11 protein-coding genes are annotated in these 11384 nt (G+C 68.9%); 6 read left to right on the forward strand and 5 right to left on the reverse strand.

Annotation, left to right across the window (positions count from 1 at the left end; translation table 11 throughout):
• Window positions 1-84 precede the first annotated feature (84 nt).
• Window positions 85-747: a hypothetical protein gene (locus tag FMEAI12_RS22140; RefSeq protein ID WP_235014304.1), complete on the reverse strand. Its 663-nt coding sequence runs from the start codon at window positions 745-747 to the stop codon at window positions 85-87.
• A gap of 496 nt (window positions 748-1243) precedes the next feature.
• On the opposite strand from FMEAI12_RS22140, the gene FMEAI12_RS37280 reads away from it, so the two are divergent.
• Window positions 1244-1459: a hypothetical protein gene (locus tag FMEAI12_RS37280; protein ID WP_165938783.1), complete on the forward strand. Its 216-nt coding sequence runs from the start codon at window positions 1244-1246 to the stop codon at window positions 1457-1459.
• A 62-nt stretch (window positions 1460-1521) separates the two neighbouring features.
• Here the strand turns inward: FMEAI12_RS37280 and FMEAI12_RS37285 are convergent, their stop codons facing one another.
• Both FMEAI12_RS37285 and FMEAI12_RS22155 read right to left on the reverse strand, forming a co-directional pair.
• Window positions 1522-1830, reverse strand: coding sequence for a hypothetical protein (locus tag FMEAI12_RS37285; RefSeq protein WP_200835372.1), 309 nt, complete (start codon window positions 1828-1830; stop codon window positions 1522-1524).
• A 587-nt stretch (window positions 1831-2417) separates the two neighbouring features.
• Window positions 2418-3212 (reverse strand): enoyl-CoA hydratase/isomerase family protein, encoded by a 795-nt coding sequence (locus FMEAI12_RS22155; RefSeq protein WP_112107705.1) that lies wholly within the window; start codon window positions 3210-3212, stop codon window positions 2418-2420.
• Window positions 3213-3398: 186 nt separating this feature from the next.
• Between FMEAI12_RS22155 and FMEAI12_RS22160 the strand changes: the two genes are divergently transcribed.
• On the forward strand, window positions 3399-4286 hold the full coding sequence (locus FMEAI12_RS22160; protein WP_112107699.1) for an enoyl-CoA hydratase/isomerase family protein: 888 nt from the start codon (window positions 3399-3401) through the stop codon (window positions 4284-4286).
• Between the two features lie 240 nt (window positions 4287-4526).
• Window positions 4527-5303, forward strand: coding sequence for a FadR/GntR family transcriptional regulator (locus FMEAI12_RS22165; protein ID WP_071065470.1), 777 nt, complete (start codon window positions 4527-4529; stop codon window positions 5301-5303).
• 53 nt (window positions 5304-5356) lie between these two features.
• Here the strand turns inward: FMEAI12_RS22165 and FMEAI12_RS22170 are convergent, their stop codons facing one another.
• Together FMEAI12_RS22170 and FMEAI12_RS22175 are read right to left on the reverse strand one after the other, a co-directional pair.
• Window positions 5357-6451 (reverse strand): phosphotransferase, encoded by a 1095-nt coding sequence (locus tag FMEAI12_RS22170; protein WP_112107700.1) that lies wholly within the window; start codon window positions 6449-6451, stop codon window positions 5357-5359.
• A 44-nt stretch (window positions 6452-6495) separates the two neighbouring features.
• Window positions 6496-7608 (reverse strand): hypothetical protein, encoded by a 1113-nt coding sequence (locus tag FMEAI12_RS22175; protein ID WP_112107701.1) that lies wholly within the window; start codon window positions 7606-7608, stop codon window positions 6496-6498.
• Between the two features lie 223 nt (window positions 7609-7831).
• Here FMEAI12_RS22175 and FMEAI12_RS39530 point away from each other — a divergent pair, with 223 nt between their 5' ends.
• From FMEAI12_RS39530 to FMEAI12_RS22190, 3 genes are all read left to right on the forward strand, one after another.
• Window positions 7832-10198, forward strand: coding sequence for a LuxR C-terminal-related transcriptional regulator (locus FMEAI12_RS39530; protein WP_112107702.1), 2367 nt, complete (start codon window positions 7832-7834; stop codon window positions 10196-10198).
• Window positions 10199-10320: 122 nt separating this feature from the next.
• On the forward strand, window positions 10321-10515 hold the full coding sequence (locus FMEAI12_RS22185; RefSeq protein WP_071065466.1) for a hypothetical protein: 195 nt from the start codon (window positions 10321-10323) through the stop codon (window positions 10513-10515).
• Window positions 10516-10693: 178 nt separating this feature from the next.
• Window positions 10694-11275 (forward strand): carotenoid 1,2-hydratase, encoded by a 582-nt coding sequence (locus FMEAI12_RS22190; protein WP_235014306.1) that lies wholly within the window; start codon window positions 10694-10696, stop codon window positions 11273-11275.
• Window positions 11276-11384: the final 109 nt, after the last annotated feature.

Genomic DNA, 11384 nt, shown 5'->3' on the forward strand with positions numbered 1-11384 from the left:
CGGCAGGACGCTTCCCGGCCGGCACGGGGCGCGTCCATCACCGCACCGGGACCAGCGGACGGCGTCACACCCGCCCACTCACCCCTACCCCTTGACCTGCGGCCCTTTCTCACCGTCGATCCAGGTCCAGTCCCTGAGGTCGAAATCTTGGAGCTTCGGGTATCTGACCACCTTGTACAGCGCCTCCGAAGCGAATTTCGACTTTCGGGCTGTCGTGCCTTTCAGGTAGGCCAGAATCTCTTCGTAGGATTCGGAAAGAATTCTGCGGCGCACCTGCCTGGCGCCCTTTGTTCGGAAAGCTGCGTCGTCAATTTTGTCCTTGGGGTCGTCGCATCGGTCCGTGGGGCCCACGAAGAGGTTTCCAGGAAGCCAGGCGTAGATGCCCACGAGATTGTCCCATCCTTCGGGACGCAACCTGCTCGAACCATGGGAAACCCTACCCATGTATATATCCGAGACCAGGTCCTTGACTGCCTGCATCTCGGCGTCGCTGCGCCTCCCGTCGGGGCTCAGGATGTTGACATAGGTTTTTTCGCTGATCATGTCCCGGAGGGGTGGGAGAAATTTACACCTCTTGATGTCACCGTTCTCGACGAGCTTGTTCCAGAAGTCCCTGAGCTTGCTGTACGGCACTATATGGTGGTACGTGAGACCGCTCGGCCTACCGGAGATCGTGACAGGTTCGAGACCGCGGAACGGATGGCTCGGCCTGTCATCCAGCTTCAGGTTGTACTCCTCCGCCACCACGACGTCCCCCCGTACAGCCACGATCCGCCAGGATGAAACGCGGGACACGCCCTCGGCGCCGGTATCTGCTTTCAGGCAACCGGCGGGACGGCGACAGTTCCCGTTACGCACAGAGGGGTTCGCCACGGGTGCGCACACCACACCCAGGAGGATCAACGGGAACCCTCTGGACAACAGATTAAGGAACCCTCACTCCGAAGGGGAGCCATTTGCGAAAAGTCACGCAAAGTTATCCCCGGGTCTTCCGGGCCGGCCGGGCCGGTCTTCGGCGGCCGCGCCGCGAAAGCTCGGGCGCGGGCATTCCCCGCCGAGCCCGTGAGCTGCGAAAGTGGCGAACTCCGACCCCGGCCGGACGGGTCGCGTCGGCCAGGATCGGTGTCAGGGGCCGGGTGCTTCGACGGGCCGCGGGTGGAACGCTGCGTAGAGGGGTGGGAGGGCCGATGGGTAGCAGGGTCGCTGGGCGGGATCAGGTGCCGGTCTTCCCGCCGTCCTTCCAGTGGATCACGACGGTCGCCGGGCGGGGCCGGCCGGGTCGAAGCCGGGCCGGTTGCCGACGGCGCGCGGGTTCTCCGGCGCCGGCTCGATTTCCCCAATCCTGACCAACGAACTTCTGTTCATCGCCATCGACAACGATTACCTCGCCGTAACGAAGAGCTACAAAGGGAATGTTGTTGTCGATTGCGGCTGCATGATGCCCACGCCGGCACTGTAACCACCGTAGACAAGCGCGTCAACCACCGTAGACAACCGCGTCACCGTTGACCAGCTCGGGAATTACACCGTCTGCGCCACTTGCCTAAAAGCACGTCGCAGCACGAAGACGTTGCCACCCCGTACCCAGACCAGGTCACAGCCGACCAGCGCCCGCCTCGATTCATCCAGTCTGCCAAAATATTGCCGAAGGTCCGCCTCTTCGGGCTGCAGGCCAATAGATTCCAAGCGTTCGCCTTCTTGCGCGAGGTCGGTAGCGCGATCCTCGGGCGCCTTCCAGTCCTGCGCGTTGAGAATAAGCGCTGTTCGCCGGCCGTCGCCGAGTAACCGCAGCAGCTCGTCGGGTTTGTTGCCGTTACGAAAGGAGGACAAGCACATTCGCATGCTGTCTAGTTCAGGGGCAGGCGGCGGTTCCGCCATCCGGGACGGCGTCCGGTCGACGAGATGACGACAAGCTCGGTGTCACGGTCCGCCACTGAGAACGTAGGGCGCGACCCGATCGCCGTCAGTCCGCAGGTATACGGCCATGGTGCAGGGAAGAGGTGGGTCGGCGCGTTCCCGGGCTTGTTCCGAGAGCGGGTTCGCGTATATCGACTGTTCGCGAACGCCGACCCTGGCGCGGCCGACGTCCCGTACAGTGCCGCTCTCAAGAACATCCGCCTCGGCCCACGTGACCGGACGGCCCGGGCCGGTGTAATCGCGGTCGCAGTATGTCACCCTGTCCGGCAGGCTGGAGGACCACGGCCAGGTGTGGAATCTCGCGTGGTACCAACCGGTGAGGAGCGCGGCGATGACCGGCAGCAGGACCAGGGACGCCGAGAGAAGGCGTAGGGCCGAACGGCGCGCTGGGCGCCCTCGCGATCGGCTGGAAACGAGCCGGGTGGCGACCTGCTCGGACACAGACGGCTCCAAGGATGTACAGATATCCCGCCAGGGATTTGAGTGTAACCTGGTCCGTCTTATCTCCCGCCGAAGTCGGGCGACCGCCGCTCCTTGAACGCCACGAGCCCCTCCCGGAAGTCGGCGGTACGGGACGCCAGTTCGAGCGCGGACGCCTCGTCCTGCATCGCCTCGGTCAGCCCCAGTTCCAGCCCGCGGTTGACCAGGCGCTTGGTCAGCCCGACGGCGACCGTGGCGGCCTGCCCGAGCGTCCCGACCAGCTCCGCGGCCGCCTTGTCCAGCTCGGCGTCGGGCACGGCCCGGTAGACAAGCCCCCACTCGGCGGCCTCCGCACCGGAAAGCCGCCGGCCGAGCAGCAGCAGCTCCTTGGCCCGGGCGATGCCGACCAGCCGGGGCAGCAGCCAGGTCGCGCCGCTGTCCGGGCTGAAGCCCCGGGTCAGGAACGGCTCCCAGAACCGGCTGGTCTCGGCGGCCACGGTGAAGTCGGCGGCGAGCGCGAGCTGGAAGCCGAGGCCGACCGCGTGGCCACGGACCGCGCAGACGACGGGCAGCTGCACCTCGGTGATGAGCCCGATGAGCCGGTGCGCCTGCAGCGCGGTGCGCCGCTGCACGCTGCCGGGGCGCGGCCGGGCGCCGCCGGCGGTGTTCGAGGCGACCCAGTCCGCGCCGGAGCAGAAGTCCGGGCCGCGGCTCTCGATCAGGATCACCCGGAGCGCGTCGTCGGTTGCCGCGTCCTCGAGCGCGCCGACGATCCGGCGCACCGACGCGGCGTCGAGGGCGTTGCGGCGCTCCGGCCGGTCGAGGCCGATGCGCAGCACGCCGCCGTCCCGATCGAGGACGACGCCCGCCTCCATGTCCACAACAACCCCGTTCCTCGCGTGCACCCGCAGCGGTCGGAGACCCCCGGCCCCCGCCGCGGGGGACTCGCCCAGGGTGACACGCATCGCTACGATGCTAACTCTCGAGGCCGTAAAATATCTAGAGATATAGCATGGCGTGGCCGGATGGCGTGACTGTCCGATCAGCGAGAGGGAGAGCCAGTGAGCGAGGGCCGTGTGCTACTGGAACGCGACGAGGGGACCGGGATCGCCCGCCTCACGCTCGACAACCCCAGCCGCCGGAACGCGTACGACCCCGCGATGCGGGAGCAGCTCGGCACCTACCTCGACGAGCTCGCGGCCGACGACGCGGTCAAGGTGGTGGTCCTGCGCGGGAACGGGGGCGTGTTCAGCACCGGTGCCGACATGGCCAACGCCTACGGCTGGTACGGCGACGCCGCGAATGACTCCCGGCAGCGACGTCCCAGCCAGCGCCGCCGGCTGTCCGTCGACCGCAAGTCGTTCAGCTTCTACCACAACTTCCTCGGCTACCCGAAAGCCACGATCGCCGAGGTACAGGGCTTCGCGCTCGGCGGCGGATTCGAACTCGCGCTCATGGCCGACATCGCGGTCGTCGCCGGCGACACCCGGATCGGGATGCCCGCGACCCGGTTCCTCGGCCCGGCCCTCGGCTCCCTGCACATGTTCTTCTACCGGCTCGGCCCGGTGCTGGCACGCCGCCTGCTGCTGACCGGCGACATGATCCCCGCCAGCGAACTGGCCCACCTCTCGGTCTTCACCGAGGTGATCGACGGCGCCGACGTGTCCGCGCGGGCGGACTGGTGGGCACGCAAGCTCTCCCGGATGCCCGCCGACGGCATCGTCATCGCCAAGGAGGCCTTCCGCCTCGTCGAGCAACTACAGGGCTACCAGGGCGAAGAGGTCGCCAGCTACCTCTTCCACGCCTTCGGCACCAACCTCCAGTTCGAGGACGACGAGTTCAACTTCGTCAAAACCCGCGCCAGGCACGGCACAAAACGAGCCTTCCAACTACGCGACGAGCACTTCGACCTCCCCGACCCGGAGGCCGACGACCAGCTGGCGCGGTAGCCGTGACCGCCTCCCCCGGCGTGGTGAGCCGCACCCGGAGACGCCGTAGGCACGTTCAAACATCTAGAGGGAAAGCACCGGCCGGGCGCTGGGTCCCGGAGATGTTCGCCGGTAGGCTGGGCGGATCGCATTCACCCAGCCGTCACGGGCATCAGACCATGGCCAGCGCTTCGTCCGGCGCTGCGCGCGAGCCGTCGCGGTGGGGGCTGGACGCGGCCGACGGAGAGAAGGTCGAGCCAGGTGACCGAGCCAAGGAGATCTCGCGGTGGGGAGCGGCCCCCGCTGCGCGAGAAGCCCCAGCAGATCGCCGACGAGCTCCGGCGGCTCATCGTGCGGGGCGACCTGGCGGAGGGTGAGTCACTCGGCCGCGAGCCCGACCTGGTCGACCGGTTCGGCGTCTCCCGCCCCTCCCTGCGGGAGGCGCTGCGCATCCTGGAGGCGGAGGGCCTGATCTCCGTCAAGCGCGGAGTACTCGGCGGCGTCATCGCCCACCAGCCCAGCGAGCGGATGACGGCGCGCACCGCCGCGCTCGTGCTCCAGGCGCGCAACGTCCCGCTCGCGGACGTCTACAACGCCCGCGGCACGATCGAGCCGGTGGCCGCGCGGCTGGTCGCCGGGGCACGCTCACGCGGGTCCTCGGCCGCGGAGCTGCGCCGACTCAGTGCCGAGCAGCTCGAGGTGATCGACGACCCCGAGGCGTTCGGGCGGGCCAACTCACGCTTCCACGCCCGCCTCGTCGAGCTGGCCGGGAACCAGACCCTGAGCATCATCGCCGAGATGCTCAACGAGATCGTCGCCCGGGCCGTCGCCGCGGTCAGCCAGCCCGGCGAGGGCAAGGACACCAGCGCCACCCGGCTGCGCGGCCTGCGCTCCCAGGCACGGCTGGCGGCGCTCATCGAGGACGGTGACGCCCCGGCGGCCGAGAAGCACTGGGCGGAGCACATGGAGATCGTCGGGCGGGTCATGCTCGCGCAGCGCGCGAAGAACGTCATCGACCTGATGCAGCACGACTACTGAGGGCCGTCCAGCCGCTCGAGCGCACAGCCGCACAGCCGCACAGCCGTACAGGCTCAGCGCAGGTAGTCGATGGCGGTGAGGTCCCGGGTCTGGGTGGCGTGCCGGTTGGCCAGCGTCGCGAACATCGCGTCGGTGCGGGCGTCGCGGCGGACCATCATCGCCGCGATCACGGACATGACCAGCCCGTTCCAGCTGAAGCGCCGGTAGTCGTCCCAGCACTCCTCGAACGGGTAGGCACCCGTCACCCCGTAGCCGCCGAGGGCGTCGTGGTAGCGGCGCACCAGGTCGGCCTCGTGCGCGCGCCGGATGTCGGGCGGCAGGCTTCCGCCGAGGAGGTAGGCGATGTCGGCGGGACCCGTGCCAAGGCGCGCGGTCTGCCAGTCGACGATCGTCACGTGCCGGTTTCGACCGGCTCCCTCGAACATCATGTTGTCGATCCGGAAGTCACCGTGGGTTATGGTCACGGCAGTGGGGCGGTGCGCCAGCCACCGATCGATGCCGGCGCCGAGGGCTTCGCCCTGGGTGATGACGTCGGGTTCGATCGTCGTCCGGTAGCGCTCCACGAAGCCGTCCCAGAGAGCCCGGTAGACGTCGGACACCGAGATCACCGGCTCGGCTTTGGCCAGCCAGCTCAGGTCGAGGAGCGCGGGGTCGCCCCAGCGGGGACCATGCAACCGGGCCGCCTCGGTCACCGCGAGCTCCGCGTCGTCGGCACCGCAGCCGATGAGCTGGTCCCCGGGCACCGCCGGCGCGAGATCGGACAGGACGACCACGACATTGGCGGTGTTGGGCTCGACGGCGGCGAAGTAGCAGTGCGGCCGGCGGACGTCGACGGTGTGGGCGGCCTGCAGGTAGAACGCGACCTCGTTCTCGTACGAGCGGGTGGCCACGCCCGCGGCCCGGCTGTTCGCCTCGGCCGAGGCGAACTTCATGACGATCGACGGAGGAGGCGCGATCGACGCGCGGTCCCCGCCGTACCGCAGCTGGTAGCGAAGGGTCGCCCCGACGCTGCCCGTCCCGATGGCCACCGCGCTGAAGTCGGCCACCCGGCCGCCGGCCGAGAGCGCTCCCGCGTGCCTCAGCAGGTCCGTCAGCCAGCCGGCCGTGACGTCACGCGGGTCGGACACCAGTGCGGGAGGCTCGGTCATTGTGCTCACCTGGGTCTCCGGGGTTCGTTGGGAGAACGGTGGACTCAGACGCCGGGAGCGCTGGGAGCGCCGTCGAGCAGGTCGCGGAATCCGCCCGGCCGGTAGGGCCCGATGACGGCCTGTTCCAACACGCCGAGGCCGACCCGGCCACCCCACGTCGCCCGCACCACCTGCTGCACGTGTACGCAGTCGATGGCCAGAACATCCAGCTCCGCCACCTTGCGCGCCTCACCGCCGACGGCCAGTTCGTCGTGCCACCGGCCATGGGCCCAGGTGGGGTGGAGGTAGCCGGCGCCCTTCATCCGGAAGGTGAGCAGCGGCTCCAGCTCCACCGCCTCGCCCTCCCCGAGAATGAGGGCGGCACCGTTGGATCGTCGCAGCCCCGGGGCCCAGCGAATCTGGTGCCTGACTCCGCGCAGGCGCCGGATGCCGGTGTCCGGTCCGAAGACCGACCCCCCCTCGGCGAGCACGGGCAACACCGCCGCGGTGTCCGTCCAGGGGTTTCCGGCCTCGTCCTCCATCACCATGTAGTGCAGACACTCGTCGGCGAAGTTCAAGGGGGCCCACAGAAAGAACACCTGCGGGGTGGCGGAACGCGGCGCACCAGGAATCCGGTCGACGAGACCGCGGACTCCCCAGGAGCGATCCTTCGTGCCGTACGTTCCGGTTCTTATCCGCACGTCCTCGCCCCCGGCCGTCAGCTGGCCGGTCCAGCTGACCATCTGGGTGGCACGGGTGGAGTCGGTCAGCAGCCGCGTCCCGTCGTGCTGGGTGGTCCGCGGCTCCTCGTAGGCGGGTGTGCGGGCGACGGCGGTGAGATCGGCGACCAGACCGTGCTCGGCCGCGTCGACGCGGATGCGGTTGACCCGCAGCGGTTCGACGATCTCCACCGAGATCGGTCCGACGCGGGTTTCGGTCCGGTCCAGAGGAATGCGTCCCGACGCGAACACGGACCGCTGGACGTCATCGTGAACGACGCTGAAGGCCGCGTCGATGATTCCCCGGTTGGGATAGAGCCCGAGCGCGAGCGCGAAGTACATCTCGCCGTCGTAACCGTTGAACCAGAACCGATCGTAGTGATCGGGGTGCCCGCCCTCGACGTGCGCGACCGGCAGCGGCGTCTGGTGGACGGGGTAGTCGTCGAACGGGGTGAGCATCGACAGGGTTCCTCTCCGTACGCCGGTTGCCCGGCCTCCCGACGGCCGGGACCGGGACCGCCGGGCTCGCGCTCGCTGCCGCAGCGCCGCCGGGATGCCGGACCCGGCCGCAGGAACCAGAATCGACGGGCGTCGCGGGGACGTCTTCAGTGGAACTACGGGTATTACTACGGGGATTACTCGGCGGCTTGACGTCCCGCGCGGTGCCTGCAAAAGATGGCCCATGCCCGCGCCGCCGCGGTTCTCGAACGAGGGATTACCCGCCGAGCTGACCAGCTTTGTCGGCAGGCAGGCCGAACGCGCGGAGCTCAGGCGGCTACTCGGCGGGTCCCGGCTCGTGACGCTGGTCGGAGCGGGGGGCGTGGGGAAGACCCGGCTGGCGTTGCGCGCGGCCGCGGACGTCCGTGACGCGTTCCCCGACGGGGTGTGGTGGGTCGAGCTGGCCCAGTTGCGTGATCCGGGCCTGCTCGCGCACCTGGTCTCGGCGACGTTCGGCTGCCCGCCTCCGACCGATCAGAGCGTGCTGGAGACGTTGCGCGGCCATCTCGCCCAGAAGCAGCTGCTGATCCTGCTCGACAACTGCGAGCATCTGGCGGACGCGTGCGCCGACCTGGTGGACAGCCTGCTGCGCGGTTGCCCGGGGCTCCGCATTCTCGCGACAAGCCGGGAGTCGCTGCGAATCGACAGCGAGAGCACCTATGTGGTCGCACCTTTCCCGGTGCCGGCGGAGACCGACCTCGACGGAGTCGACGTGTCCGGCTGTGACGCGGTCACGCTCTTCCTGGAGCGGGCCCGTGCCGTGCGCTCCGGATTCGACCTCACCCGGGACAACCGCGCCGCGGTCTGGGGCATCTGCCGCCTGGTGGACGGAATCCCCCTCGCCATCGAGCTGGCTGCCGTCAAGATCCGCGCGTTGTTGCCCGCCGACGTCCTGCGACTACTTACCGAGAACACACGGATACTGCGCCGCGACGGCCGTCGGGTTCCGGAGCGGCAGCGGACACTGCGCGCCTGTATCGACTGGAGTTTCGAGCTCTGCACCGGGCCGGAACAGCGTCTGTGGACCCAGCTCTCGGTGTTCTCCGGCGGTTTCGAGCTGGACGCGGCGGAGGGGGTCTGCGGGGCTTCCGGGCTCGCCGAACCCGTGCTGGACCTGATCCTGTCGCTGGTCGACAAATCCATCCTGACCCTCGAGGCGGGTCCGGAGAACGCACGGTTCCGGCTCCTGGAGATGCTCCGCCAGTACGGGCAGGAGAGGCTCGAGAGCAGCGGTGAGGAGGCGGCCCTGCGACGGGCTCACCGCGACTGGTTCCTTGATCTGTCGACCCGGGCGGAGGCCGGGCTGCTCGGGGCCGATCGGCGGGCGTGGCTGAGCCGCCTTCGCCGGGACCACGCCAACCTGCAGCGGGCGATGGAGTACTGCGCCGAGACGAACGACCACGGTCGCGGACTCGCGCTGGCGGGGTCGCTGCATCGCTACTGGGTGGCCGACGGCCGGTTCGACGAGGGACGGACCTGGCTGGCGCGGTTCCTCGACCACGGCGGCGGAAGCATCCATGACCGCATCCGGGCCGTTCACGCCGCGGGCTGGCTCGCGACCTTGCAGGGTGACCCGACGGCCTCGGCCCGGATCCTCCGGCAGGGCGCCGACCTGGTCTCGGAGACACACGATCTCTCGGCCTCCGCGCTGATCATCCAGCTCGGCGGGATGGACGCGCTGTACACCGGCCGGTCCGGCGCGATCGACCACCTTGAACAGGCGCTGGCGCAGTTCCGCGTCGCTGGCGACATCAACCGCCAGCTCGAGACGCTGGCGCTGCTCACGGTGGCCGCCGCGCTCAGCGCGACCCCCGAGACCGCGCGGGCCTACCACGCCGAGTGCGCCGAGATCGCCGAACTGCAGCACGATCCGTGCCTACGTTCGTACACTGCCTGGGCCTACGCCGTCGCCACCTGGCGCGCCGGCGATCCCGAAGCCGCCCTGTCGATCGCGCGGGACGCCCTCTCCGCCACGAGCAGCCGGTCCGACCAGCTGAGCCTGACGCTGTGCCTGGAGGCCATCGCCTGGATCGAGGCCAGCCGCGGCCGGCATGCGACGACCGCGGTACTGCTCGGCACGGCTGATCGGCTGTGGGCACGGATGGGCACGTCCACCACGGCGTTTCCGGGCCTGTTCCGGTTCCGCCGGGAGAGCGAGGCCGACTCCCGGCGGGTGCTCGGTCACCACGCGTTCGACGCCATCTGGACGCGCGGCACCGAACTCTCGCTCGAGGGCGCGTGCGCCTGTGGCCTGGGCGACGTCGAGATCACCCCGTCCGCAACCGCAACCGTGGACGCGGACGGCCAGCCGGCTCCGGTGATCGGCGTCGCCGCGGGCGACCGGTTGGCCGCGGCCGGGCTGACCCGCCGGGAACGCCAGGTAGCCGGTCTCGTCGCCCAGGGGCTGACCAACAAGGAGATCGCGGCAAGGCTCGTGATCTCGCTGCGCACCGTGGAGACCCACGTCCAGCAGGTACTGACCAAGCTCGGGTTCCACTCCCGGGGCAAGGTCGCCTCCTGGCTGGCCGGCCAGCATGCGGGCGGCACCTGACGCCGGTAGCGGGTTGCCTGTGCCGCGCCACCGGCCCGCCGGCGATCCATGCGGCGGCGGATCAAGGACTCCCGAACCTCCTTGAAAAATCTAGATGTATCCGTTAGGGTCCATCCCGACGGATGATCTCGCATGCCGGCGATGACCATCCGGACCCCTACGACCAGTTCTGGTTCGACGGTAAGGACGAACAGGCAGGCTTCGCGCTCAGCCGCCACCCTGACCGGAACCATGAGAAGGTCGCCTTCATCCACGCCCGCGCGGATTTTTCTCTCGACGCCGGCCGGTCCTTTTTCGGCTGTCGCCGAGAGCTTTGAAGAAACGACGGGACATCGTCCGGAGACGGATGCGGCTCGGCCGCGCCGTGAAGCCCGACAAATCTGGCCGACCACGTGCGGAGCACCCGTTCCGCACTCTTCTCATCCATTCGAAAGGGCGGTGCGAACGATGACCTCGTCAACTGGATCCCGGATGCGGCGATTACGGAAAAGGAGGGTGTCCGGCCTGCTCCTGGGGGCACTGTCCGGCCTGCTGTTGCTGTTCGCGGTCCAGACGCCCGCGGCCTCAGCACTGACATACGGCCCGGTGTCGCTGCCGAAAGACGAATCCGCGCACGTCGACGCCGGGATGGAGTGGTGGTACTTCACCGGCCGCCTCACCGGGAAGGACGTCTTCGGGAAGAGCCACGCCTACGGCTTCGAGAGCATGGTCGTCCGCAACGACGGCCTCGCCACGGCGCCGGCAGCGGTGATCTACAACGTCAATTTCGCGATCTCGGACCTCACCCGGGGCACCTACAAGGGAACCAAGGAGATTTACAGCATCCAGCCGGACGTGGTCCCGCCGGGCGGTGGCTACAACTTCACCGTCGGCACCGTCCACATGGACGGGAAGAACGGCGTCAACCACGTCTCGGGCGGATTCCCCGATCTCAGCTACAGTTTCGGCGGCCTCACACTGAGCCAGTCGACCCCGGCCGCACTGCACGGCAACTCGGGTGTCATCGGCTACGGACCGTTCGGCCAGTCGGGCTACTATTCGCAGACCAACCTCAAGGCCCAATGCCGTGAAGCTTAAGTCGATCTTGGATGGCTGATCTTCTGCTGTTCTTGGCTGGTGGGTTGGTACGGCGTGGCGGCGTGGCATCTGTGCTGGTGGGTGGTTTGGTCACGGTTCGTGGCTTCGC

Source organism: Parafrankia sp. Ea1.12 (genome assembly GCF_900465275.1).
In the GTDB taxonomy this organism is placed as follows: domain Bacteria; phylum Actinomycetota; class Actinomycetes; order Frankiales; family Frankiaceae; genus Parafrankia; species Parafrankia soli.

What these genes read in the sequence shown, in the direction of transcription:
- FMEAI12_RS22155 (WP_112107705.1), bottom strand. Translation starts at nt 3,212, where the DNA reads ATGGAGGCGGGCGTCGTCCTCGATCGGGACGGCGGCGTGCTGCGCATC.
- FMEAI12_RS22170 (WP_112107700.1), bottom strand. Translation starts at nt 6,451, where the DNA reads ATGACCGAGCCTCCCGCACTGGTGTCCGACCCGCGTGACGTCACGGCC.
- FMEAI12_RS22175 (WP_112107701.1), bottom strand. Translation starts at nt 7,608, where the DNA reads ATGCTCACCCCGTTCGACGACTACCCCGTCCACCAGACGCCGCTGCCG.
- FMEAI12_RS39530 (WP_112107702.1), top strand. Translation starts at nt 7,832, where the DNA reads ATGCCCGCGCCGCCGCGGTTCTCGAACGAGGGATTACCCGCCGAGCTG.
- FMEAI12_RS22185 (WP_071065466.1), top strand. Translation starts at nt 10,321, where the DNA reads ATGATCTCGCATGCCGGCGATGACCATCCGGACCCCTACGACCAGTTC.